Origin of the sequence: Larkinella humicola (assembly GCF_008727875.1) — a bacterium.
In the GTDB taxonomy this organism is placed as follows: Bacteria; Bacteroidota; Bacteroidia; order Cytophagales; family Spirosomataceae; genus Larkinella; species Larkinella humicola.
This window is the reverse complement of the sequence record NZ_VTWS01000002.1, coordinates 818,080-843,584: the sequence shown is the minus strand read 5'-3', so window position 1 is coordinate 843,584 and position 25,505 is coordinate 818,080. Positions and strand designations below refer to the sequence as shown.

The window sequence follows — 25,505 nt, the reverse complement described above, 5'->3', positions numbered from 1 at the left end:
TTAATTGAGCAGAAAAGGCATTCCGGGTACGTACCCGGAATCGGAACTAAAAAAGGATACTACGATTTTTGCGCTTTTTTCAGCACGCTGGCGAGGCTCACGGCGACGCCACCCTGGCGTTTGCTTTCGTCGGCGGCTTCCATGAAGGCAAAAAGTTCGATGGTTTCTTCGGGCTTGACGGGCGTTTCACCGGTTTCAAAAAAGTGGATGATGTCTTTCAGCAGTGGGTTGTAACCGGCGTAGGGTCCCAAGGTTACGTTGCCATTTTTGGTATATACCGTGCCGCCGTATTCGTGTTTGCCGGTACGGGTTCCGCGAAAGGTTCCCACGCGTCCGTCGCTCCAGGTACCGATCACGATGTCGGTATCGGGCGTATGGACCCGCGTCACACTCTGACAGCCCGTTCCCATGGCCGTAAACAGCGTTTCGACGCCGTGAATGCCGTACCAGAACAGATCGGGATGCGTTTTTTCCAAAACCGCCGGGCTGTAGGTGTCGGCACCCACGACCAGGCTTTTGTCGATGCTGTCTATGCCTTTGATGTAGCGCAGCGACGATGCCGAGAAAACGGGGATGTTTTTCTTCTTCGCCAGGTCAAAAATGGCAATGGCGTCGGTGAGCGAAGCGGCAATGGGTTTGTCGATGAAAACGCGTTTTCCCGCGGCAAAAACCTTGGCAACCTGTTCCCGGTGCAGCCGACCGTCGTTGGTTTCCAGCATCACGACGTCTACCTTACGCAGCAAATCATCGATCGAATCCGCGATTTCAACCCCAAGTTTTTTGACTTCCTCAATGTAGCCCGGAATTCGTTTGACACTGGTTTCGATGTCGTTGCTGCCTTTGGGGTAAGCCGCCACCAACCGATACCCGGCCCAGTCGGGATTAGGGCTTGGGTTGTTGAGTTCTTTGGTGAAGGCAATGCTGTGGGAGGTGTCGAGCCCGATGATACCCACTCGTTTCCCCTGGAGTGGCCCCACGGACGCCGATCCGGAGGCTGCGAATGGAAGCAGGTAGGACCCCAAACCGGCGGATGCCGCCAGCATTGAGAATTTTCTACGATTGAGTGTATTTGCCATATAATATTCTATAAGGGTCTGGGTTTATGAAAACGTGTACGTACCCGAAAGGTGGGATTCAAAATTTAATAAACCAAATAAATTTTATATTTATTAAATAAATACTATTTAAAGGGTAAATAGTTGTATTAAAATTAGTTTTGGAAGGGGTTGTCTGCCGGGTTGCCGGTCATCCGGATTGAAAGTCGGCGGAGGAGAAATAGCGAAGTTGTTTCCGTACGGGTACAGGCATTCCTGCACCCAGGCATTTATCCCGTAGGGATTGAACAGCGCAGCGTCGGTAGATAAACGAGAGTCGTTCTCCCGCCTGCGTGCCGTGAGGTACGCGACCTTCAGGTGTTACAAATCGTCGCGTACCTCACGGCACGCGGGGAGAATAGTTGGTTCTTTGGTCTACCGACGCTGCGCTGTTGGATCCCTACGGGATAAACGCTTAGGGCAACGAATGGAAGTTCGCAAATTTTGGGTCAAAAGACCATTGACCGTGGGGCAAAAACGGAATCGTTTGATTAATGCGCGTGGCGCAGGCGGTGAAGACGGATGTTGGTGAGGTGGGTCAGAACCAGGCCCAAAGAGGCTGCGTAGCCGAGGTATTCGAAGGTTTCATTGACATCTTCCAGCACGATGGCCACGGCAAAAACGCTCAGGAAAAACCACAGGCAGGCTTTGATGGCGGGCGTGGTGAAATGCCGGGTGGCAAAATAAACCGCCACCATGTTGACGCCGATGAAGATGTAATCAAGACTGAGGTAACCAACCCGGACCGTGTCGTTCGCCAGAAAAGACGACGATACGAGCAGAATGGGGGTGATCAGGCAGTGAATGATGCACAACACCGATCCGCTAATTCCGATGTAATCCGCCTTTCTGTTTAGCACTCCCCATTTCATAGTCGTCCGTTTGCTCAGTAATCATTGCAAAATAAACAGATGGTTTTGTACCGATCAAGATTATTTGCAATAAAGTTGCATTTATTTTTGCAACCTTGTTGCGAGTGTATACTTTTGCTGCCGGATTGCTGACCGATCGTTGGCTAAAACAAACTAAAAAGCATTGAAGAATGAAGGCAAAACGAACACGTCAATGGGTGTGGATGCTGTCGCTGGGGGCGTCGCTGGTGCTGGTAGCGGGTTGTAATGACAAGGCCGATGAGCCCGAACCGGCCGATGAAAACGAATTGATTACGACCGTCAACCTGAAGTTTACGGAGTCGGGCACGACAACCACCCAGACATTTACATACCGGGATACTGACGGCGATGGGGGACAGGCTGCCACCCAATTTGACAAAATCGTGCTAAAATCCAACAAAACCTACGAGCTGGCGGTGGCGTTATTAGACGAAAGCAAAACGCCCACGGACGATATTTCGAAGGAAGTGGCCGAAGAAAGTGATGAGCATTTGTTCGTCTTTACGGTTTCGCCGACTACTCTGGCAACCTATACCTACGGCGACAAGGACGCCAACAACCTGCCCATCGGTTTGAAAGGCACGTTCAAAACGAATGCCGCCGGGGCCGGGAAACTAAAAATCCAGCTCCGTCACCAGCCCAATGCGAAGGATGGCACGCCAACCCCGGGCAGCGACGATGTGAATCTGGACTTCGATTTGACGGTGCAGTAAGTGAACCGTCAGATCTGGAATTGAATGAAAGAGCGACTGACGCTTTCTGCCCCTAAATCCCCTAAATCCCCTAAAGGGGACTTTCTGAATCCGGATGTTGCCGCGTCCAAGTCCCCTTTAGGGGATTTAGGGGCAGAAAGCATCAGTATAGGATAACTATCACACGTAAGTTCTAGAGCCATAATCGGGCTGAGTGATAAAGGGGCCTCATTTATCACTCAGTTTACTCAATACCGTGTACCCTTTCAGTTTCCCGTTTTTAGTGTAGGTTTCGGTTTTGATATCAAACAGTACGTCCGCGGCCCGGTAGCTGACGGAGCGGAACGAAACCCGGACGGGAATTCCCATCACTTTATTAACCAGATTAAGGTCGGAACCGATTTTGTAGACATCGAACGTTCCGGCGGGTGTTGTCAGGCTTTCTTTGCTTTCTACTTTTCGGTTGGCGACCTTGATGGACATATCCATCATTTTGGTGTCTTTGTTGTAGGTCTCGGCTTCCAGTTCGCCGTCGGCCAGGGTGCTGCCCGCGCTCAATTGTTTGGGATAAACCAGCTTGTTGGTTTTAATCCGCACTTCCATGTCTTTCATCGCGTCATTGGTCGCCAGCACCACACCCGACAGATCGGCGATGAGTTCATCCCCCGTACAGGTATACGTCACCGCCATTTCCGGGGCCGGTTTGTCTTTGTCGTCGAACGACTGCATGACGACGCTGATCAAGGTGGAACCTCCTTCACTTTTGACATTCTTGATGGTGTATATCATCCGGCCGGCCGGTTTGTCTTTGGCGCTGTAGGACCGCATTTCGTAGCTGGTTCCTGGCTTAAATTGGATTCCCAGGCAGTCCTGGGCATTGGCAAAGAGGGTGCTTGACCCGAGGGCAAAGAAGAGGAGCAGCGTTTTCATGGAAAAGGAGTTCGGTACGAAATTGGAAACTACCGAAAATTTGCCAGACCGGAACAAAGGATTGAGTGAACGGATGTTAGACCCAGGCCATACTGACGACACCAATGAGCATAATTAGTTTGCAGAGTGAACTCAGGTAGGCGAAATCCCGCTTGGTGTCGGCCCGAACCAACCGGTAGACGAGCCACGCAATGGGTACCAGCAGAATGACGAACATCCAGAATAATTGCTCGTTTTGCAGCGAATGGGCAATGGTGAAGAGCGAAAGGATGAAGGTCGCAATGATAACGTACAGCAATTGCTTGGTCCGGCGCAGACCCCAGACGATCGGCAGCGTCCGGCAGCCGAAGCGGGCGTCGCCTTTTACGTCTTCCATGTCTTTGATGATTTCCCGAACCAGCGTGATGACGAAGGAGAACAACGCATAGATGAGCAGTAAATCGACTTGTTGCCGGTAAAAAACCGCCAGCACAATCAGCGACAGAGCCGTAAGCAGAGCCACGATAAAATTCCCGATAAACGGCTGGCGTTTGAAGGTCGACGAGTAAAACCACAGCAATGTGACCGACAGAACGTTGACGACGAAAACCCATTTGCTGAGGTAAAAACCGATCACGACGCCCAGAAAATTCAGCCCCTGGTGTAATCCCATCGCAATTTGCCGTTTCAGATACCGCCCGATGATGACCCGATCCGGTTTGTTGATCAGATCGATCTTGATGTCGAAATAATCGTTGATGATGTAACCGGCCGCTGCGATCAAAACCGTTGACACAGAAAGCAGAAAGAGCTTTGGATCCAGCAACAAACCGGTCCAGTTGTCGCGCGGACCGATGAGGGTGACGCGGGCAAAATACTGCGTACCGACGATGATGAGCAGGTTTTGAACCCGGATCAACCGCAGAAACCCCAGGATGTACACGTAAAATGGCGGAGTACCCGCGCGGGGCGAATGGCTCCGGACTTTTGGGGTCATAGCCGAAAGTGAAATTCAGTGAGTCAAAGATACGGTTTCCGGGCCGAATCACCGGCTCTGCTAAAATCTTTCTCCGTCCAACCGAATCCGTGAACACAATTGACCGGAATTGATGTTATGGGAACTGATTGGAGGAGCGAAGGAGTGAACGAGTGTCCGTAAAATCACTCCCGCATTCCTTCACTCCCTCAGTCCTTCCATCATTTTACTACTTTATGAAAATTGGCATAGTGTGTTACCCGACATTCGGGGGAAGTGGTGTGGTGGCAACGGAACTGGGCAAGGCCCTGGCCAAAGCCGGTCACAAAGTTCACTTCATTACCTACCAGCAACCGCCCCGGTTGGACTTTTTCAACGAAAACGTTTTTTACCACGAAGTCAATATACCGACGTATCCGCTGTTTCAGTTTCCACCTTATGAAACGGCTTTGGCCAGCGCGATGGTGAACGTCGTCCAATACGAAAAACTGGATTTATTGCACGTTCATTACGCCATTCCGCACGCATCGGCGGCTTACATGGCCAAAATGATTTTGCGGGCGCAGGGGCGGCATATTCCTTTCGTCACCACGCTGCACGGAACCGACATCACGCTGGTGGGCAAAGATGCCTCTTACGAACCGGTGGTGACGTTCAGCATCAACGAGTCGGACGGCGTAACGGCGGTTTCTGAACACCTGCGGCAGGAAACGCTCGATCAGTTTGCCATTCGCCGGGACATCGAAGTGATTCCGAATTTCATTGACCTCGACCGGTTCAAACGGCAGAAGAAAGACCATTTCAAAATGGCGATTTGCCCGAATGGCGAGAAGCTGATCGTTCACACCTCGAACTTCCGGCGGGTGAAGCGAATCGACGATGTGGTCGAGATCTTTACTAAAATCAACCAGCAGATTCCCAGTAAATTATTACTTTCAGGCGATGGTCCGGAGCGGGCGCGGATCGAGAAACTGTGTCGAGACATGGGCATTTACCAGGACGTGCGGTTTTTGGGCAAGCTGGATGCGGTCGAGGAAGTTTTGTCGGTGGCCGATTTGTTCCTGATGCCGTCCGAAAACGAAAGTTTCGGCCTGGCCGCTCTGGAAGCGCTGGCTTGTGAAGTGCCGCTCATTACGTCGAACGCCGGTGGCCTGCCCGAACTGAACGTTCACGGCGTGACCGGTTTTTTGAGCAACGTCGGCGATGTGGACGACATGGTAAAAAACGCCTTGTACATTCTGGATGACAACAACCTGCCGACCTTCAAGCATAACGCGCTGGAGCGGGCGAAGGAGTTTGAAATTTCGCGCATTCTGCCGCACTACGAAGCCTACTACGAAAAAGTGGTGATGGAAAGCCGGGCGCTGATCTGAAATAACGGTTTTTAGCATTTTTTTGCCCGACAAGTGTTAACTTTGCCACAAACCAAGAACGTATGAAATTCGGTGTAGTAGTATTCCCCGGCTCCAACTGCGACGACGACGCCGTCGACGCGCTGCGTGATCAACTGAAACAGGATGTCGTCAAACTCTGGCACAAAGACCACGATTTGCAGGGCTGTGATTTCATCATTCTGCCCGGCGGGTTTTCCTACGGGGACTACCTCCGCACGGGGGCCGTCGCCCGGTTTTCGCCCATCATGAACGAGGTGATCAAACACGCCGAGCGGGGTGGTTACCTGATGGGCATCTGCAATGGTTTCCAGATTCTGGCCGAAGCGCGGCTGGTTCCGGGCGTTCTGCTGCGAAACACCAACCAGAAATACGTTTGCAAAAATATCTACCTCCGTCCGCAATCGAAGAGCGTTTTGCTAACCGCCGGTCTGGACGATCGGGCCTATAAAATCCCCATTGCCCACGGCGAAGGCCGGTATTTCATTGATGCCGATTCCCTGAATGAACTGAACGACAACGATCAGATCATTTTCCGGTATTGCGACGAAGCGGGAAACATCACCGACGAGGCCAATCCGAACGGCAGTCTGGACAACATTGCCGGCGTGGCCAATGAACGCAAAAATGTGTTCGGGCTGATGCCCCACCCCGAACGGGCGGCCGATTCGCTGTTGGGCAATACCGACGGGCGGCTGATTCTGGAGCAGTTGCTGAATACGGTTCTGGTGTAACGATCCGGTTCGTTTAAGACATTGGAAAAGTCGGCTCCTGTGGCCGACTTTTCGCGTTTATAACCTTCTGGATACCAGTCTATAAATTCGAGTTACTTTATTGACCGTTTGCTCAAACGGTTTTCAAAATAAAGGCGACCGGGTGTGACTTTAGGCTCGTAACTACGTCTGACAACTAATCCTAACCATTCGTAGAGACCATGCTTCAGAAACTTTGTAATCGGTACGAATCCCTGAATTGTCTTGTCCGGAAACGAGCTACCGGTTCTCCCAAAGAATTAGCCCAGAAATTAGGCATTAGCGAACGGGCCTGGTATAAACTCCGCGACGAGTTGGTCAATGAGCTGGGTGTTCCGCTGGCGTATTGCCCAATCCGACGAACGTATTACTATGCCGAAGAAGGGGAATTGGTCTTTCGGTTTCGGCGCAAGTTAGAAGATGAGCAGATGGAGGAGTTGTCGGGCGGTTTTGGTGCGCCTACTGCCGTTGCTCACGGAAGCTTTGTAAGTCTAATCCGGCTATGGGTATGACGGCCCTTTTTTTTATGGTTCCGGCTTACGGCCATTTGAATCTGACGTTCAAACTGGCGAGGCAGTTGCAATCCGATGGGTATCAGATCGTTTACGGGTATTTGGGGAAACCTGAACTGGCCCAGCAAATTCACCGGCAGGGATTCGCGGTGCATTGGTTGCAGAGTTTGCCGTTTGGAATTGGGGTAGAGGAAGCTACGCACAAAGAGAAAAGCGAGTCGTATCTGGAATCGTTGCTGGATCGCTTTACCGATAAAACATTTCGCGCCCGCTCTGCCGATTTGCAGCGTACGGTCGAAGCATTAAAACCGGCCCTAATCTTCGTCGATTCGTATTACAGCACTGATTTTATCGTGTTGTACCCATTCATTAAAGACAAAGGAATCGAGGTGATTCTGCTGCAAACCATGTTGTCGACCTATGAAGATGCGGCTACTCCGCCTTTAAACAGCCAACGTATTCCCGGTCAGGATTCCGTCGGGGCCATCCGTCGGGCGTGGCGGACCTATTACCGAAACCGGGCTTTCAAACAACTGGGGCAAACCCTATTGTATTTGGGCCGGAGCAACCACCGGATCATCCGGCAAAAGTTTCGGCAGAACGGCTTGCCCGACGACCACCGGATTCGCCGTGATAAAACATTTTATACCGGTTTTGATAACCTGCCGGAATGGATTCTGTACCCACGGGCCTTTGAGTTTCCGCAGCGAACGCTTCATCCCTTTCAACAGCATCTGGGGTTGATGATCGATGCCGAGCGGGTAGAAAACCCTTCATCGTCTTATCAAACCATGTTGAAGCAGCTTTCACAGGAGCGGCAGACGAACCCGGAAGTAAAAGTGATGTATGCTTCCTTGGGAACCGTCTCGAACGCCCACGCTAAACCGCGTTTGCTCAAGGGATTTTATCAACGGCTGATCGCAGCCGCAGCCCGGCAACCCAACTGGCGGTTAATTTTGTCGGTTGGGCCGGAATTGAAAGCGGTTTTACCGGACCGTATTCCGAACGGCTGGATTTTTGAGCGGGTCCCGCAGGTGGACATGCTCCGGCATTGCGACGCGTTTGTAACGCACGGCGGCCCCAATTCGGTGTTGGAAGGTGTCCTTTGCGGGGTTCCCATGCTGGCCTATCCGCTCAACGACACCTGGGACCAGAACGGGTATACCGCCCGGCTGGCCTATTTCGGCTGTGGACTGACCGGCAATCTGCGCAAAGACCGCCCGGGGGACATGGAGCAAAAGATGATTCAACTGCTGACGGAGCCAAAATTCAGGCAAAAACTATTGGCATTCCGGGAGCAATTGCAGGATTTTGACGGGAGTACGGCTTTATTTGCGTTATTCGGTGAAAAAAAATCTTAAAATTTTTCTACATTTTTTTCCCACTGCATTCTCAGTGCAGTGGGAAGTGCGATGTTTGGAGGGTCATTCAACGGGGAATGGCGGTAAAACATACATCATTATGCAAAAAATTGAAATGTGCCAAATGGAAGATCTTTATGGCGGAGATTGGCAAACCTGGGCTGGCGTAGGTTGCGTTGCGGGAATAGGTGTACTTGCCTTTGCAGGCTCATTGATGACTGCTGGAATAGGAATTCCAGCAATTGCCGCAGGTGGTGCTGCTGGAATTAGTGCATGCACTGCTGGTTTGTTAGGATCAGTATATATCAGATAATTGCAACAATTATGAAGAATTTATCAATAACGGAACTTGCAACTCTACAAGGTGGAGGTTTCGCGGCTGGATATTGTGCTGGCATTGCTGGAGTTGATATGCTTATTGCATCAGCACCTCTTGCAGGTGTTGCATTGTCGATGTCAGGCTGGGGAGTTGCCTGGCTAGTTGGTTCAAATGTCGGTTGTGCAATATACGCTATGAATCGATAATTTTTAATAACCAGGTAGTTTGCAATAATTGCAAACTACCTAATTCCCTACAAAAGATGAATGGTAAACGATACATTTTCTCAATATTAGCTTTTGCTGTTTCTTTCATGTTGCTATTCTTGCTTTTTGGGAAACAAATTAAATCCCTTAGTGAAGACGACATTATGACTATAATTGGCTTTATTTCTGCTTTAGCTATTTTCGTGTTTTTCTTAAAATCAAAAAAAAGTGATAATAATAAACTGTAAGCTTTTATAGTTTATTGTAAAAAATGTTTTGGATTAATTGCTTATTTTAACGATTGTCAGTATAAAAAAGAAAGCAATGAGTATGTACTTTCTTTAGTCCAGTAATAATCATTGCAATTGCTTTAATAATCGTACGGGATTACTTTTACTTTTTTAAGGATGATAAATTTAATGAGTGAAACCTTATTGTCTAATATGAGTAAATTTTGAAATTTAGAATGATTTTTTGAGATAATCTAAAATGTCTTTTGATTTAGTTATGGAAAGAATTAAAATTTGGTATGTATTCAAAAGACTATCATTTATCTTCTTAATTGTTTTATGGCTATACACTGCATATAGAATTATTTTTTTGAATACGTCGGCGAATGAAGATTATCTGATTATGACTTTTGTACTAACTATTAACATCATTCGGGGATTTATATACAATAGCAAAAATGGAGAAAAGTAGAAATGGTTTTCTAGGTTAGATCGTTATCATTCCTGATCTCGATGCAATTTGCTCCCTATTCTATGTTTTGTTTAACGAAAATAAGTGATGGTACTACGTCAGGTAAATGTTTTTCGATTTCTTTTTCTATGTGCCTTAGCGTTGATAATCCAATGGGCGTTTCAATACTTCTTGATTTCCGATCAGCTCTATTTTAATTCGTTATCCAATCAACTCACCTACGAGCGCATTCAGGAGTTGATCGATCAGAGTAAAGAGTGGCAGTGGCTGGGCTATGTTCTGGTGCCGGTATTGTACCTCGTAAAATTTGGGCTGGTTGCGGGTTGTCTGGGCATCGGCTATTTTTTTGCGACCAGCCAATTTGCCTTCAAACGGTTTTTCGGCGTAGCGATTCAGGCCGAGTTGGTTTTTCTAATTCCCATCCTTTTTAAACTACTCTGGTTTTTGTTTGTGCAAACTGATTTTGACCTAACCGCAATCGGTCAGTTTTATCCGCTTTCCGCCCTTACTTTATTCAATGCGAGCGAATTACCACCTTACTACTTGTATCCCTTACAGGTGCTAAATTTATTTGAAGTAGCCTACTGGTTTTTGCTGGCGTATGGCGTCACGCAGACCCTGGAAATGCCGTTCTCTAAAGCGTTCAGTCTGGTTTTATCATCCTACGGCATCGGCTTACTGCTCTGGATCACCGGGGTTGTTTTTATCACCGTCACCTACACATCCTGATATGAAAACCGGCCTGAAATACAGTGTCGTGATCGGTGTTCTGTTGCTGATCGGTTATTTTCTTAGCCGTACAGTCAGTGCCGTTAGCAGTACGAATGAATTGAAAGCCAAACGCCAAACCGTACCGGATTTTAGCCAACTGGCGATTCAAATGCCGTCGAAAACCGTACCGAAAACTAGGTTGAAAGGCCGTACCAACGTCATTATTCTTTTCAATCCCGATTGCGAACATTGCCAGTACGAAGCCGCCGAAATCAGCAAAAACGGCGATGCGTTCAAAAAGGCCGACGTCTGGATGCTGACCACCGAAAAACCGGCCCGGGTGCGTGCTTTTACGAAACAGTTTGGGCTGGATACGCTCGCCAATGTTTGCGTAGGCATACTCACCCCGGACGAGCTTTATAAAACCTTCGGCCCAACCGCCGTGCCGCATTTGCTCATTTACGGCCCTGATGGCAACCTGCGCAAAGAATACAAAGGCGAAACGAAACTAGAAGCCATTCTGAAATACTTATGACCACACCCCAACGCATTACCAAAACCTTCACCCGGCAGCTTGACCAAACCGACTGCGGAGTGGCCTGTTTGCTGTCGCTGGTTCGTTACCACGGCGGAGACGTCTCGCGTGAGCGGCTGCGCGAACTGAGCGGCACCAGCATTCAGGGCACCACGATGCTGGGATTGTGCCAGGCGGCAACGGGACTGGGTTTGGAGGCCGAGGGTTTTGAAGCGGATGGCGTTCAGAATCTGCATGATCTGACCATGCCGGTCGTTCTGCACGTAGTTCTGGAAGAGCGGTTGCAGCATTATGTGGTATTTTATGGAATCATACCCGCCAGTCTTCCAAAAGGACAGACGAATCCTTCTTCCGGGGTAAAATACCGCATCGGTGATCCCGGCAAGGGCGTGGTCGAGATGACGGCGGACGAACTGGAAACCATCTGGCAATCAAGAGCATTGCTGCAGGTCACGCCAACCGAGTCTTTCGTCCAAACCGGTCAGCAGCAAAAAGGCCAATGGCAGTGGTTTCAGGCATTGATCCGTGACGATGTGCCGCTGCTGGGTATAGCGGCTGGTTTGGGAATTCTGATTGCCGTCCTCGGGCTGTCGATGGCCCTGTTTTCCCAACGATTGATCGACGACATCCTGCCGAAGCAGAATACCGAAAAACTCACTTGGGGATTGATTTTATTGGCGGTGTTGTTGCTGGCTCGGTCCGGATTGAATTACCTGCGGAGTTTCTTTCTCCTGCGCCAAAGCCGTGAATTCAACATCCGGATTGCCGACAGTTTTTTCCGGGATTTACTTCGGTTACCCAAAGCGTTTTTTGATACCCGCAAAACCGGCGATCTGGTCGCCCGCTTGAACGACACCCGCCGGATTCAAAGCACCATCAGTTTTCTGACTGGCAGCGTGGTCATCGACACCCTGGTCGTTCTGATTACGGCTGGGGTACTTTTTCGTTATTCCTGGCAGATTGGGTTGTTGTCGCTGCTGAGTTTTCCGTTATACGGCTGGTTGGTCTGGCGGTTTAATGGTTTGATTATCACCGGGCAACGCGAGGTGATGGCGTCCTACGCCCGCACCGAATCTCACTTTATCGATAGCATGAGCGGTATTGGCGCGATCAAAGCCGGTCGGCGGGAGGAGTTTTTTGCCCGCATTACCCAAAGCGTTTATCAATTGTTCCAGCATAAACTCTATGACCTGGGTTTGCTGGGAAACCGGTATGGCATTCTCAGTGAGGTATTCGGCGTCGGTTTGTTGATGGCTCTGATCAGCGTAACGGCTTTCATGGTGTTGCAAAAGCACCTGTTACTCGGCGAAATGATGGCGATTATTAGTATGGCCAGCACGCTGATTTCTTCCGTTTCGAAGCTTTCAACCACCAATATTCAATTACAGGAAGCCCGTGTAGCCTTTGATCGAATGCGGGAGTTTACGGAACTGCCGAAAGAAACGATGGGCGAGATGACCCCAGCGGATCAGCATCTGACCTCGCTTACCGTAGAGAATCTCTCTTTCCGCTTTCCCGGTCGCCCGGCTCTGTTGAAAAATGTCTCGTTTACCGTCAGGCGGGGAGAGATTGTTGGCATTGTTGGTGAAACCGGCTCGGGGAAGAGTATGCTGTTGCAACTTCTTCAAAAGTTTTACGAACCCGAAACCGGGCAACTGAATGTTGGCGTCACGTCACTGAATTGGGCTGAAAAGACGGTTTCCTGGTCAGATATCTCATTGGAAGACTGGCGCAACCGAATTGCCTGCGTCCCACAATCGATCAAGATTTTTAACGGGACGCTGCTGGACAACATTTGCCTGGGCAATGTGCTGGAAGAAGGTGAAGCAGTCGTTCACTTTTGCCAGAAACACGGTTTTGACCGGTATTTTGAATCCCTTCCGCAAAGCTACTTTACCTTGGTTGGTGAAGAAGGTATTAATCTCTCCGGCGGACAACAGCAACTGGTGGGGCTGGCTCGGGCGTTGTACCGGCGTCCACAACTGCTGTTGCTGGATGAAGCAACTTCGGCACTCGACCGCCAGACCGAGCAGTTTGTATTGGAACTCCTCAACCGGCTACGCCCCCAATTGGCTACGGTATTGGTAACGCACCGCAGCCAGTCGGTACAACTGACGGACCGGGTATACGGTTTGACCACAGGCTGTCTGGAAGAGCAGAAAGCAGTGGCTGTGTTTTCCTGAATGTCGGGTGAAAGAATGCTATTCAACAGGGATAGATGTGCCTTTTTCGGATTAATCACGTCTGATAACCAATCCTAACGTTGTCAAACCCAGTCGTTGGCCCACACAACTACTTTCTTTCACGATGGAACTGGTCATTAAAGAACTCCGTAAATCCTATTCGGGAAAAACCGTGCTCGATGCCCTCAATCTGACCTTTCGGGGTGGCGATGTGATTGGGTTGCTGGGCAAAAACGGGTCGGGAAAAACTACCTTTCTGAATTGCCTGATCGACCTGATTGCGCCAGATAGCGGGGAATTCTATTTCAAAGGCGAGGAGTTAACCGGCGATCGGTTGCCGTTGAAACGGGTGCTGGGCATCGTGTCCGACGCCATTCCGCCTGTGCCCGAATTTACCGGAGCGGACTACCTGCGCTTTATGGGCTTGATTCACAAGCTCGACGACGCGACGTTTCAAAAACGCTCGACGGACTTGACCGATTTCTTTTTTGATGAACCCGGCGTCCTGAAAAAGAAGATGAGCCAGTATTCGACGGGGATGATCAAAAAGATTGGTTTCTGTGCCGCGATTCTGCACATTCCGTCGGTCGTAATCCTGGACGAACCGTTTGCCGGTCTCGATCCGATAGCCGTCCGTCAGTTGATTTCCTTTCTGCAAACCTATCGGCGGGCCGACCGCATCATCCTGGTTGCGTCCCACGACCTGAGTTACCTGGAAGAAATCGCCACGCGCATTCTGGTGCTGGATGAGACGCAGATCAAATTTGACGGCGAACTGGCGGATTTTACCGAACAAGGCACCAAAGTCATCAATGAGGCTCTGTTCGAGATTTTAGTGCCAAAGACCAAGCAAACCACTTTCGACTGGCTCTAACCTCCCGAATGATGTTTCCTATCCTCTTTTTCGCCTTGCGTCGGCGGTTTGTTGGCATCTTCCGGAGTGTGGAGTCGATTCTCGGACTGAGCCTGCGGTTTGTTTTTATGGCTGCTCTGGCGTTGAGCGTGGGTGCTACCGGCTGGCTGATCGATTTGGCCGCCACTTCTGACAAAATCGTAGCTAATCCCGCCAATCTCATCCTGATCAGCAACGGCGTCGTCTGTGGGCAGTGGGTGTGGACGGAATTCTTTCCGGCCTATACACCGCGGTCAACGCTGTTTTCGAAAACCTTTCCGATTCCATATCGCTCTCAGTGGATCGGGACGCTGTTATATGATGCGTTTACGGCTTCGGTGGTTGGTTCGGGATTCCTTTTCGTCATCCTGAACGCATTTTCGAAAACGTACACCAACGCCCATCTGGTGAGTTCACTCCTGTTGCTGGGCAACGCGGTGGTTTTTGTTCAACTGCTGAAAGCGTTCCTGGAATCGTCGCACCGGTGGCAAGCGGTATTCCTGTTAAGCTGGGGAATGCTCAGTGGAGTGATCGGTTTTTCGGTCTGGCATTGGCGGTTCGATCCAACCGGATTACTTCTTATAGTGAGTGTTGCATTAGCCAGCCAAACTATACTCTTGTTTTTAGTGGATCGGGCTGCTGTAGCGAGAACGGAATCAACGGTTCTGCTCGTAAAGACAAACTACCTGTCACCGGTTTATACGGCCTTCATCAACAATGCCCAAACGCGGAAAGCCTTTGCGTTCGGAATCCTGATGAAAGCGCTGTTGCTATTGTTTTCATCAAAGATGTCAGCGAGTGATTTTTCGATGGCCGATTTTCTGCTTCTCTTATACGTTTCTCCAATCATCATATTCAATTATGTGGCCAATAATAGCTGGGGATTCTTTCCGGCTTTGTGGATCAACGGTGCGTTAAGGAACCGTTCGGAGGTGTATTTGATTTATTCTCAGCTTTTTATCATTCCTGTTCTGATCGATCTGATCGTAACCGTCAGCGTCCTTGCCTACTTAAACCTGTTGAGTGGGTACCTGCTCTCTTTTTACCTCATCAGTACGGTTTGCTTCAGTTTGAATGGCCTTCTTTTTTCGCAGTACAAAGCGTTTCGGGTACACAACAGCCTGAGTTTTGGTCAGGCAAAAAGTAATGTGAGTGGCTGGAGTATTTTTATCAATTTTCTGTTACTGATCGGAATTGGTCTGGTGCTGAAAACCGTGGTGACTACGGTTGCCCTTTGCTTGGGTCTGGCGCTTGCTGTCGGGTATGTATTCCGCTCTATTTTGCCACGGGATCACAATGCGACCCACCGAATTTACAAAAGTGTGTCCACAGATCGGGCGTAAGAACAACAGATAGGTACAAGCAAGCCATTCATTCGGATTAATTTATGTGTACAAATCGCTCATATTGGTAACTTGGCCTGGAAAATGCTGTTGATTACGGTAATTTTATACACCGTAATCAATGCCATGCCAATTCCATTTAATGAGCATGAAAGAGTAAAGGCTTTGCACCGGTACCAGATTCTGGACACGGTTCCCGAGAAGGAATTTGACCGGCTGACCGAGCTGGCATCCCTGATTTGCCAGGTTCCGATTTCGTTGGTGTCGCTCATCGACGATAATCGGCAATGGTTTAAATCAAGGGTTGGCCTTGATCTGAAAGAAACCAGCCGGGACATCGCTTTTTGTCGGTACGCTATTCTGAATAGTGACCTCTTCGAAGTGGAAGATGCCACGCGTGATACGCGCTTTAAAGAGAATCCGCTGGTCACTTCAGATCCCCACATCCGGTTTTACGCCGGTTATCCGTTGACCGATTCCGATGGGTATGCCTTGGGAACGCTTTGTGTACTGGATCGAATTCCCCGGCAACTCACCGAAAGCCAGCAAAAATCGTTACGCCTGTTGGGTGATGCGGTTATTGAACTGATTATTAAACATCGCCAGAACCAGGAGCTGAAATACCTCGGGAACCTCTTTGCGCTGTCCAATGACCTGATCTGTGTTGCGGGTACAGATGGCTATTTTAAAAAACTCAACCCGGCTTTTCATGATGTACTCGGATGGGATGAGTCCTACCTGCTGCAAACTTCCTTTTTTGATTTAGTACATCCGGATGACCTACAAGCTACCCGCGATGAAATTGCCGAACTGGCATCGGGCCGGTCAACCATCAATTTTGCCCACCGGTTTCGTTGTCAAAACGGCACTTACCGGAACCTGCAATGGGTAGCGACCCCCGAACCCGGCACCGGGTATCTGTTTGCCATTGCCCGGGACATTACCGACGAGAAAGAGAAAGAACTTCTGTTGTTCCAGTCGGAAAACAAATTCCGGTCGTTTTTTGAAAACTCTCAGGGGCTCATGTGCATCCATGATCTGGAGGGGAAACTGCTCACCGTCAACAGTGCGGGTGCCCACGCTTTGGGGTATGAACCGTCCGAATTAGTCGGCCTGCGGTTGTCCGATATTGTTCCTGAAGCTCACCAGAGTGCGCTGACCGCTTACCTGAAAACCATTAGCAAAACCGGTCGGGCCAGCGGGCTGATGCATACGCTCACCAAAGATGGGGCATTGTTGATCTGGTTGTTCAACAACATTCTGGAAAAGGAGCTGAACGGGCATACCTATGTGATTGGAAATGCCATCGATATTACCCGCAGGCACCAGTTGGAAGTTGATTTGAACCGGACCAAAGAAATTCTGGAACAAACCAACGAGGTGGCCCGGATTGGGACCTGGGAAGTAAATGTTGCCCAGGAAACCGTATACTGGTCAACGGTAACGAAGGCGATTCATGAAGTGCCGAAAGATTATGTTCCAGATTTTAATGCTGCCGTATCTTTCTTCAAGGGGAAAAATTACGAGCAGATTATGGAAGCCGTCAACCGCTCCGTTCAGGAAGGTGTCGCCTATGATGTAGAATTACAGATCGTTACGGCCAAAGGAAGAACCGTATGGATCCGGGCGCTCGGAACCCCTGAATTCCAGGACGGAAAGTGTATACGCTTGTACGGCACGTTTCAGGATATTGATGAACGAAAGAAAGCAGAACAGGCGCTGGTCAACGAAAAACTTCGGTTGGCCGCCTTTGTTGAACACGCTCCGGCGGCTGTAGCCATGTTCGACCGGGACATCCGATACATCGCCGTCAGCAATCGCTGGATGGAAGAGTATCATTTGTCGGGTAGTGTGCTTGGGCGGTCCCATTATGAGGTATTTCCCAATTTATCGGATGAATGGAAGGCAATTCATGCCCGTTGTGTCAACGGAGCCATCGAAAAGAATGAAGAAGACATCTGGCGGCCTGAAGGATGGCATAACGACCAGTATCTGCGTTGGGAAGTCCGGCCGTGGTACCAATTCGATGGTACCATCGGGGGCATCATGATATTTACCCAGGACATCACCGAAATTTGCCTGCAACGCGATGAACTGAAAAAAGCGAAGAGTATGGCCGAGCAGGCCAGTCTGGCGAAATCGGAGTTTCTGGCCAACATGAGCCATGAAATCCGAACTCCGCTCAATGGGGTCATTGGTTTTACGGATCTGGTGCTGAAAACCGCCCTAAACACCACGCAGCAGCAGTATTTGTCCATCGTCAACCAATCGGCCAATACCTTACTGAGTATCATCAACGACATTCTGGATTTTTCGAAAATCGAAGCCGGAAAACTGGAACTGGCGATTGAAAAAACGGATGTGTACGAGATCAGCAGTCAGGTAGCCGACACCATCACGTACCAGGCTCAAAATAAAGGACTGGAAGTTTTATTAAATCTTTCCGTTGACCTCCCCCGGTTCGTCTTTGTGGATTCGGTGCGACTGAAACAGGTGCTGGTCAATTTGCTGGGGAATGCTGTTAAATTTACTGATAAGGGTGAAATTGAACTGAAAATCACGGCACTGGGTGATGGTGCTGAAGACCACGTCACGTTTCGATTTGAAGTGCGGGATACCGGTATTGGTATTAAACCGGAAATGCAGGAACGGATATTTGATGCTTTTTCCCAGGAAGACCCCTCCACGACGAAAAAATACGGCGGAACCGGCCTGGGACTCACCATCTCCAATAAACTGTTGGGCTTGATGGGGAGCCAGCTTCAGTTGACGAGTAAACCTGGTGAAGGAAGCTGCTTTTTCTTCGAAATCAAGCTCAAGGCTGAACCAGGGGATGCGATTGTCTGGCGCGACGCGATCCCGATCAAAAACGTGTTGATTGTGGATGATAATGCGCACAACCGCCTTATTTTACGACAAATGTTTTTGCTGAAAAATATTGAGGTTGAGGAGGTTAGTAATGGTTTCGAAGCCCTTCAGTTGCTGGACCGTTCTAAAAAATACGATGTTATCCTGATGGATTACCACATGCCCTACATGGATGGGCTGGAAACGATTCAGAAAATACGGACGAGCTTTTCTTCGTCGCCCGGCGAGCAACCCATCATCTTCCTGCATAGCTCGTCGGATGACGAAAAAATCATGAAAGCCTGCGAGTCGCTGGCTGTTAACCAGCGGTTGGTGAAACCCATCAAAATGCAGGAACTGTACCAGGCTCTGCACCGGCTGGTGCAACAGGAAGACAAATCCGTGCCGACTTTGTCTGACGAGAAGGCCACGGTCGATCGCAAAGCCGTAAAGGTGCTGATCGTTGAAGATAATAAAATTAATCTGCTGCTGGCGAAAGTCATTGTTGGCCGCCTTGCCCCGAATGCACACATCCTGGAAGCGGCCAACGGGGTGGAAGCGGTTCAGGGTTATATCCGGGAATCTCCCGATCTGATTCTGATGGATGTCCAGATGCCGCTGATGAATGGGTACGAAGCTACGCAGCGAATCCGGGAACTGGAGAAGGATCGGCGCATTCCGATTGTTGCCCTGACGGCGGGAACCGTGAAAGGGGAACGGGAGAAGTGTCTGGCCGCCGGAATGGACGATTTTCTTACCAAACCCATTGTGGAAGAATCCCTGGCTTCCCTGTTCAGGGTGTGGTTGTGGGCTGAGCCAAAAACCGCCCATGCGGTCGATCAGTTCGCCGAAAGGAATGCCCATTTTGACCTGGAGGTGATCAAAAAAATGGCGGGGCATGATCTGGCGTTGGTACGGGAGCTGGTGGAGGTTGCCGGCGATGAATTGAGAAAATCGATTCCTCAGCTTCTTCTTCAGGCCGAAAAAGCCAATTTAGCAGGGTTGAAAGCCGCCGGACACAAATTGTATGGAACCGCCGTGAGTGCCGGTATGCCCGACCTCGCTGCGCTGGCGCGTACGCTGGAATACCTCGAACGGTTTGATGCTGAGAACGTAAACGAGCTCCTCGGCCGGGTGCAGTCAGAAATCGAACTGGTCCTGGATGCCATGGCGAATAGGCCTGGTACCGAATCCTAAAATCCCCCAATCCGGAATTGGATATGAATCAAATCCTTCGCTATTTACCGTAGCGAACCTCCTTTTTCCTCTAATTCCTGCCGGTTATGAATACGCCCGACGTTTCTGCAACTTCGTCGGCCGCAGTGGCTGAAAACCTGCGCCCGGTTGAGCGGGCCGAACGCATTCGCTCCATCGACGTCATTCGTGGAGTCGCGTTGCTGGGCATTCTGATGATGAACATTCCGTATTTCGGACTGCCGGAAGGAATGCTGGGTTCCCTGAAGTTCGACCATCCCGGCGACACCAACTTTATCACCCACCAGATCGTAGACATTGCTTTTTCGGGCAAAATGCGGGCGCTGTTTTCCATGCTCTTTGGCGCGGGGGTGATTCTGTTGACCACGCGCAAGGAACATGCCGTGGGGTTGTCGGTGGCTGATATTTACTACCGCCGGATTCTGTGGATGATTCTGTTTGGTGTGCTGGATGCCTACATTCTGCTCTGGGCGGGCGATATTCTGTATGCTTACGGTCTTTGCGGGTTGTTTCTGTTTCCGTTTCGGAAGCTGGCTCCGCGGTATCTGATTCTGGCCAGCGTATTCTGTTTCGGCGTCCTCATTTTTAAAGGGAATTTACGCTTTCAGGAAACGAAGGGAAAACGGGAAGCCTACCTGAAAGTGGTGGCGCTGGAAAAGCAGAAAAAGAAGCTGACCGATGAGCAAAAAGCTGACAAACAGGCGTGGGAAACCGTCGTGAAAAACGGCAAACCGGATCAGAAAAAGATTGATGAAGAGATCAAGAAAGTACGTTCCGGTTATCCGACGGTTTGGGCGTATTATGTACCCATCAACAGTGAAATCCAGTCGGCGGTGATGTATAATTTTTACTTCTGGGATGCTATCGGAATGATGTTTCTCGGTATGGCACTTTATAAATTAGGCGTTTTTACCGGTCGGCTCCGGCGACGAAGTTACCTGGCGTTGATGCTGATTGGCTACGGCATCGGCATTCCACTCGGCTGGCTGGCCCACCAACTCACCCTGGAAGCGCACACGAACTTTGGACTTTACCTGGACACGTACGGTTTTGGGTTTCCCCGCAGCACCTACGACATTCGCCGGGTAACGATGGCTCTGGGGCATGTCGGGCTGATTATGATCATCTACAAATCGGGCTGGTTACGAGGACTGATGAGCGCTTTGGGGGCAGTCGGTCAGATGGCTTTCTCCAATTACGTGATGCAGACCCTGATTTGCACCTTTATTTTCTTTGGGTACGGCTTGGGCTATTTCGGTAAATTGACCTACTACCAACTGTTCTACGTCGTCGCTGGTGTCTGGATCTTTCAGTTGATTGCCAGTCCGTTGTGGCTACGGCATTTTTACTTTGGCCCCCTGGAATGGGCCTGGCGGTCATTGACCTACTGGAAACGGCAACCATTTCGTATTCCGCAAAACCGTACAGAAACCGTCATTTCTCCGGCACAGGCCGGATAAGTCGCCCTTATCGCAAGTCGACGACTTCAACGCCGGGATACTTGGTTTTGTCAAACACAAAATACGAATCGGCTACGGAGACGTTCGGAGTGAATTTGTCGATCGTATAACTGGTTACCTTACCGGTTTTATCGGTCAGTTTCCAGCCTCTGACCTGCTTGTCTTTTTTGTTGACGGAGATTTGTACTTTAACAATTTGCGTGCTTTTCTTTTCGGGGGTCAGTTCCACCACTTCGACGGGTTGACCGCCCTGTTTCTGCTCGCCGATGTATTTGTAGTTGTACCCTTGTTTGTAGATGGAGTAAATCTTTGTCGGATTGAAGTCCCCGGCGGCTCCGGCGTCGTAATCCTGTACGTTCACTTCGTTCGTTTCCTTGATGTAAGTAGACATCGTTTTGCCGTCGGTGAATACTTCCTGACCGGCCAGCTTCAACCGAAACGCGTTCTTTTTCACCGTTAAATCACCCTTGTAATTGCTCCCTTCGCCCGTGTAGGTAAAGGCGGCTTTGTAGGAATTTAGTGCTTTGTATTTGGCACTCATGGCATCTAAAACGTCCGATGCTTTTTTATCTTTTTGCGCCACCGAAGGCAGCGAAAATCCAATAACCAATGCCCACAACAAGGCTAATTTTTTCATGTGTATCGTCTTTTACGTAATTTCGGGTGATTTCTAAAACCGCCCGCAAAGTTGCTGACCGTTTTGTAGGTAGACAAGATTTATAGGAAAAAGTTTAATAAAAAGGAGAAAGCCCCAATAGAAAAGCGGGGAAGCGAACAGAAAGAAATGACCCCGTCGTCATCATCTCTCCATTCCTTTCTCCGCCTGTACGGGCTTTCTAATTCATGTTTTTTAGAATTTCCTCCAGCGTATGGATGTCCTGAACCAGCACCTCACGGGCCTTGCTGCCCTCGAAGGCACCCACAATACCGGCGGCTTCCAACTGATCGATGAGCCGACCGGCCCGGTTGTAGCCTAACTTTAACCGGCGCTGAATGAGCGAGGTGCTGCCCTGCTGGTGATTAACCACCAGACGAGCCGCTTCGTCGAACATCGGATCGCGGTTTTCAAGGTCAATTTCTTTTTCTTCGCTGCTTCCTGATTCATCACCGGCAAATTCGGGCAGGTTATACGCCGAATCATACCCGCGCTGGCTGCCGACAAATTCGCAGATGTCTTCAATTTCGTTGGTATCGACAAACGGACATTGCAGCCGGACAATATCGGAATTGGACGAGAACAGCATGTCCCCCATCCCGACCAGTTGCTCGGCACCGCCCGTATCCAGAATGGTTCGGGAGTCGATTTTTGAGGTCACCTTGAACGACAGACGCGCCGGGAAGTTGGCTTTGATCAAACCCGTAATGACGTTTACGGAGGGCCGTTGCGTAGCCACCACCAGGTGAATCCCGATGGCCCGCGCCAACTGCGCCAGCCGGGCAATGGGCTGTTCAACTTCCTTGCCCGCCGTCATCATCAGATCGGCCAACTCGTCAATCACCAGGACGATATACGGCAGGAACTTGTGTCCTTTTTCCGGGTTCAACCGGCGCTGGATAAACTTGGCGTTGTATTCTTTCAGGTTCCGGCACTGCGCGTCTTTGAGCAGGTTGTACCGGTTATCCATTTCGATACAAAGCGAGTTGAGCGTATTGACCACCTTTTTTGTGTCGGTAATAATCGGCTCGTCGCTGTCGGGCAACTGGGCCAGAAAATGCCGTTCGAGTTTGTTGAACAGCGTCAATTCCACCTTTTTCGGATCAACCAGGATGAGTTTGAGCTGCGAGGGGTGTTTCTTGTAAATCAGCGACGTTAGCAACACATTCAACCCGACGGATTTCCCCTGTCCCGTGGCACCGGCCATGAGCAAATGGGGCATTTTGGCCAGATCGGCCACGTAAATCTCGTTGGAAATGGTTTTACCCATCACCACCGGCAACTCGAAATTACTTTTGGTAAATTTCTCGGTAGTCATCACGGACCGCATCGCCACCATTTCCCGGTTTTTGTTCGGCACCTCGATCCCGATGGTTCCCTGGCCGGGCATCGGCGCAATGATCCGAATACCGAGGGCCGCCAAACTCAGGGCAATGTCATCTTCCAGGCTCTTGATCTTCGAAATCCGTACCCCGGCCGCCGGAATAATCTCGTACAGGGTGACGGTTGGCCCGATGGTCGCCTTGATGCTATCGATCGTGATGCCGTAATTCTGGAGGGTATCCACAATCCGGTCTTTGTTGGCTTCCAGTTCTTCCGCCGAAACCTGGGCCTTTTTATTTTCCGGATATTCGGTCAGCAAGTCGATGGTCGGGAACTGATACCGGGGCAGATCGAGCGTTGGATCATACAGACCGTGCAATTTCAACGCATCCTCGTCCACCTCGTCCGTTGGTCCGGCAAACACTTCCGCAACGGGTTGGGGCGATTCGGAAGCCGGTTCGATTGGCGTGGTATCGGCAATGGTAAACGTAAGCGGTTTTTTAGCGGGTGGCCCCGATCCATTGACCTTTTCGGGCTTCAGTTCAGTCGTGTGCCCATTCAGGGGCTCGGGTTCCGCCGGGACTTCGGCCACCGGAACTGGCGTTGGCGAGGGTACCGGTTTCGGAACGCCGTTCGATGCCGGTTTGACGTCGATAAAATCCTTTACATCATCTTCGTCCTCTTCTTCCGGATCATCGTCCTCGCTATCATAAGCTGCTTTGGAGGCCGAAACCGGTCTTTGGGGCAACGAGATCGACGGCAATTTGGTAATGCCGTAGAAAAAAACGAGAAAGACGAACAGCGCGAACCCAATGATGGCAAGACCGCCCCAGCCAATGAGGTTATAGAGCCAGACGTTCACTTCGTAGCCTATGCCACCGCACCAGACGCTGCCCTGCCCGACGGAGTCGGTGGCCAGAACAATGTAACCGGCCAGCGCACTGATCCAGGTCATGTAAAACAGCACAGCTTTGGTCGTGCGGCTTAGCGGCAACAGTTCGAAATTGAAAGCCAGCTTACACCCGGCTAAAAACAGGATGATGGGAATGCCGAGGGCGGCAATTCCGAACCAGCGGAAAATGAACACGTGGGCAATGTAGGCCCCCAGAATTCCCAGGAAATTCCGCATTTCGGTGCCCGATTCCCGCAGGGGAGCATCCGTCACTTTGCTCAACACGCTCTGGTCGGCCTGACCGGTGAGCAAGTAGGAGCAGAAGGCCACGGTTAGCCCGATGGCCAGCAGCATCAGCAACCCGCCAAAGGCTAATTGCGACCGGCGGTCGGCTTGCCAGGTCGGCCATTTTATCGAAACCGACGATGGCCGCGCTTTCGGCCGCTCGTTCCGAATGGAGTTTTGTCGGTTAATGGGTTGACTCATTTTTTTGTAAATGGCTATAATCTACCTCTTCTGCCAGTACTTTGCAAATCTCTTTAGCCAACGTAGGGCCCTCGTAAATGAACCCCGTGTACACCTGCACCAGACTGGCTCCCGCCCGCAGTTTTTCGAGCGCATCTTCCGCCGTGGCAATACCGCCTACCCCAATAACCGGGAACGCATGACCCGATTGTTGACAAAGATAACGAATCACTTCCGTCGAACGTTGTTTTAACGGCGCTCCGCTGACGCCACCCATGCCTATTTTTTCAACGGTCTGGGCGTCGGTTTGCAAACCGTCGCGGCTGATGGTCGTGTTGGTCGCAATAATACCGGCAATGCGGGTGGTGGAAACAATTTCGATAATATCATCCAACTGACTGTTGGTCAGGTCGGGGGCAATTTTGAGTAGAATGGGTTTCGCAACCGGTTTCCGGCGGTTTTCGTCCTGCAGGCGCTGCAACAGGGCCGTGAGCGGTTCTTTTTCCTGCAAGGCCCGCAGCCCCGGTGTGTTGGGCGAACTGACATTGACGACGAAATAATCGACGGTATCGAACAAGTCGTGAAAGCAGGCCAGGTAATCGTCCAGCGCGCTTTCGTTCGGCGTCGTTTTATTTTTGCCGATGTTTCCGCCGATAATCAGTTGCTGGCCTGAACGCCGTTTGCGCAGCCGACTGGCAGCCGCTTTGGCACCTTCGTTGTTGAAGCCCATGCGGTTGATGAGCCCTTGGTCGGCTTTCAGTCGGAAAAGCCGGGGGCGGTCGTTGCCAGCCTGGAGGCGGGGCGTTACGGTCCCGATTTCAATAAAGCCAAAACCCAGACAGCCGAGTTCGTCGACCCATTCCGCATTTTTGTCGAAACCCGCGGCCAGGCCAACGGGATTGGTAAACTGAATGCCGAAAACTTTCCGTTTCAGGCGCGGATCGTCGACGGTAAACAACTGACGGGCCAGCCAGCGAAAACCGGGGATGGCCAGCGAAATTTTCAGGAAGGAAGTAACAAAATGGTGAATTTGTTCAGCATCAAAACGAAAGAGGAGGGGCAGGACGACGCGCTTGTACATAACACAAATGTACAGAACTGTCGGGATGCGGTGCAAGCCGTCAGATGGAATATTAACTGCCGGAAAAATTTATTTCCCGGCAGTCATTCTCCGGCG

General features: G+C 50.4%; 21 protein-coding genes. 14 read left to right on the top strand and 7 right to left on the bottom strand.

The annotated features are described in order from the left end of the window. Positions 1–59 precede the first annotated feature (59 nt). Positions 60–1,043, bottom strand: a complete 984-nt coding sequence (locus tag F0P93_RS11370) for a Gfo/Idh/MocA family protein (RefSeq protein ID WP_225309454.1) — start codon at positions 1,041–1,043, stop codon at positions 60–62. 542 nt (positions 1,044–1,585) lie between these two features. Then, positions 1,586–1,966 (bottom strand): MerC domain-containing protein, encoded by a 381-nt coding sequence (locus F0P93_RS11365; RefSeq protein WP_150876449.1) that lies wholly within the window; start codon positions 1,964–1,966, stop codon positions 1,586–1,588. A gap of 170 nt (positions 1,967–2,136) precedes the next feature. On the opposite strand from F0P93_RS11365, the gene F0P93_RS11360 reads away from it, so the two are divergent. Then, positions 2,137–2,700 carry a hypothetical protein gene (locus tag F0P93_RS11360; protein ID WP_150876448.1) on the top strand — a complete coding sequence of 188 codons (564 nt, stop codon included), beginning with the start codon at positions 2,137–2,139 and terminating at the stop codon, positions 2,698–2,700. Between the two features lie 207 nt (positions 2,701–2,907). On the opposite strand, the gene F0P93_RS11355 is transcribed toward F0P93_RS11360, so the two are convergent. Next, positions 2,908–3,609 (bottom strand): TapB family protein, encoded by a 702-nt coding sequence (locus F0P93_RS11355; protein WP_150876447.1) that lies wholly within the window; start codon positions 3,607–3,609, stop codon positions 2,908–2,910. Positions 3,610–3,685: 76 nt separating this feature from the next. Then, on the bottom strand, positions 3,686–4,585 hold the full coding sequence (locus F0P93_RS11350; RefSeq protein WP_150876446.1) for a geranylgeranylglycerol-phosphate geranylgeranyltransferase: 900 nt from the start codon (positions 4,583–4,585) through the stop codon (positions 3,686–3,688). Positions 4,586–4,800: 215 nt separating this feature from the next. On the opposite strand from F0P93_RS11350, the gene bshA reads away from it, so the two are divergent. From bshA to F0P93_RS11285, 13 genes are all read left to right on the top strand, one after another. Next, positions 4,801–5,937 (top strand): N-acetyl-alpha-D-glucosaminyl L-malate synthase BshA, encoded by a 1,137-nt coding sequence (gene bshA / locus F0P93_RS11345; RefSeq protein ID WP_150876445.1) that lies wholly within the window; start codon positions 4,801–4,803, stop codon positions 5,935–5,937. Between the two features lie 62 nt (positions 5,938–5,999). After that, entirely contained in the window at positions 6,000–6,689 is a 690-nt protein-coding gene (gene purQ, locus F0P93_RS11340; RefSeq protein WP_138990006.1) for a phosphoribosylformylglycinamidine synthase subunit PurQ, read from the top strand. 200 nt (positions 6,690–6,889) lie between these two features. Further along, positions 6,890–7,219: a hypothetical protein gene (locus F0P93_RS11335; RefSeq protein WP_150876444.1), complete on the top strand. Its 330-nt coding sequence runs from the start codon at positions 6,890–6,892 to the stop codon at positions 7,217–7,219. Then, complete coding sequence (locus F0P93_RS11330; RefSeq protein WP_191908782.1) at positions 7,216–8,580, top strand: nucleotide disphospho-sugar-binding domain-containing protein; 1,365 nt, start codon at positions 7,216–7,218, stop codon at positions 8,578–8,580. The genes F0P93_RS11335 and F0P93_RS11330 overlap by 4 nt, the downstream gene beginning before the upstream one ends. Next, on the top strand, positions 8,564–8,893 hold the full coding sequence (locus F0P93_RS11325) for a hypothetical protein (protein ID WP_150876442.1): 330 nt from the start codon (positions 8,564–8,566) through the stop codon (positions 8,891–8,893). The genes F0P93_RS11330 and F0P93_RS11325 overlap by 17 nt, the downstream gene beginning before the upstream one ends. An 11-nt stretch (positions 8,894–8,904) precedes the next feature. Further along, entirely contained in the window at positions 8,905–9,105 is a 201-nt protein-coding gene (locus F0P93_RS11320; protein WP_150876441.1) for a hypothetical protein, read from the top strand. Between the two features lie 873 nt (positions 9,106–9,978). Continuing rightward, positions 9,979–10,536: a hypothetical protein gene (locus F0P93_RS11315; protein WP_225309453.1), complete on the top strand. Its 558-nt coding sequence runs from the start codon at positions 9,979–9,981 to the stop codon at positions 10,534–10,536. A 1-nt stretch (position 10,537) separates the two neighbouring features. Then, positions 10,538–11,053 carry a TlpA family protein disulfide reductase gene (locus F0P93_RS11310; protein WP_150876439.1) on the top strand — a complete coding sequence of 172 codons (516 nt, stop codon included), beginning with the start codon at positions 10,538–10,540 and terminating at the stop codon, positions 11,051–11,053. Then, positions 11,050–13,236, top strand: a complete 2,187-nt coding sequence (locus F0P93_RS11305) for a peptidase domain-containing ABC transporter (RefSeq protein ID WP_150876438.1) — start codon at positions 11,050–11,052, stop codon at positions 13,234–13,236. The genes F0P93_RS11310 and F0P93_RS11305 overlap by 4 nt, the downstream gene beginning before the upstream one ends. Before the next feature lie 124 nt (positions 13,237–13,360). Then, positions 13,361–14,110 (top strand): ABC transporter ATP-binding protein, encoded by a 750-nt coding sequence (locus F0P93_RS11300; RefSeq protein WP_150876437.1) that lies wholly within the window; start codon positions 13,361–13,363, stop codon positions 14,108–14,110. Between the two features lie 8 nt (positions 14,111–14,118). After that, a complete protein-coding gene (locus tag F0P93_RS11295) occupies positions 14,119–15,471 on the top strand; it encodes a hypothetical protein (RefSeq protein ID WP_150876436.1) in 1,353 nt (450 codons plus the stop codon). A 126-nt stretch (positions 15,472–15,597) separates the two neighbouring features. Then, positions 15,598–19,515, top strand: a complete 3,918-nt coding sequence (locus F0P93_RS11290) for a PAS domain S-box protein (RefSeq protein WP_150876435.1) — start codon at positions 15,598–15,600, stop codon at positions 19,513–19,515. An 86-nt stretch (positions 19,516–19,601) separates the two neighbouring features. Further along, positions 19,602–20,993 (top strand): DUF418 domain-containing protein, encoded by a 1,392-nt coding sequence (locus tag F0P93_RS11285; protein ID WP_150876434.1) that lies wholly within the window; start codon positions 19,602–19,604, stop codon positions 20,991–20,993. A gap of 7 nt (positions 20,994–21,000) precedes the next feature. Here F0P93_RS11285 and lolA1 read toward each other — a convergent pair whose 3' ends face one another. The 3 genes from lolA1 to F0P93_RS11270 form a co-directional block, all read right to left on the bottom strand. Then, positions 21,001–21,630, bottom strand: a complete 630-nt coding sequence (lolA1, locus tag F0P93_RS11280) for an outer membrane lipoprotein periplasmic chaperone LolA1 (protein WP_150876433.1) — start codon at positions 21,628–21,630, stop codon at positions 21,001–21,003. 199 nt (positions 21,631–21,829) lie between these two features. Beyond that, entirely contained in the window at positions 21,830–24,349 is a 2,520-nt protein-coding gene (locus F0P93_RS11275) for an FtsK/SpoIIIE family DNA translocase (RefSeq protein WP_150876432.1), read from the bottom strand. After that, a complete protein-coding gene (locus F0P93_RS11270) occupies positions 24,333–25,409 on the bottom strand; it encodes a quinone-dependent dihydroorotate dehydrogenase (protein ID WP_150876431.1) in 1,077 nt (358 codons plus the stop codon). Before F0P93_RS11270 ends, F0P93_RS11275 begins: the two co-directional genes overlap by 17 nt. Positions 25,410–25,505 lie beyond the last annotated feature (96 nt).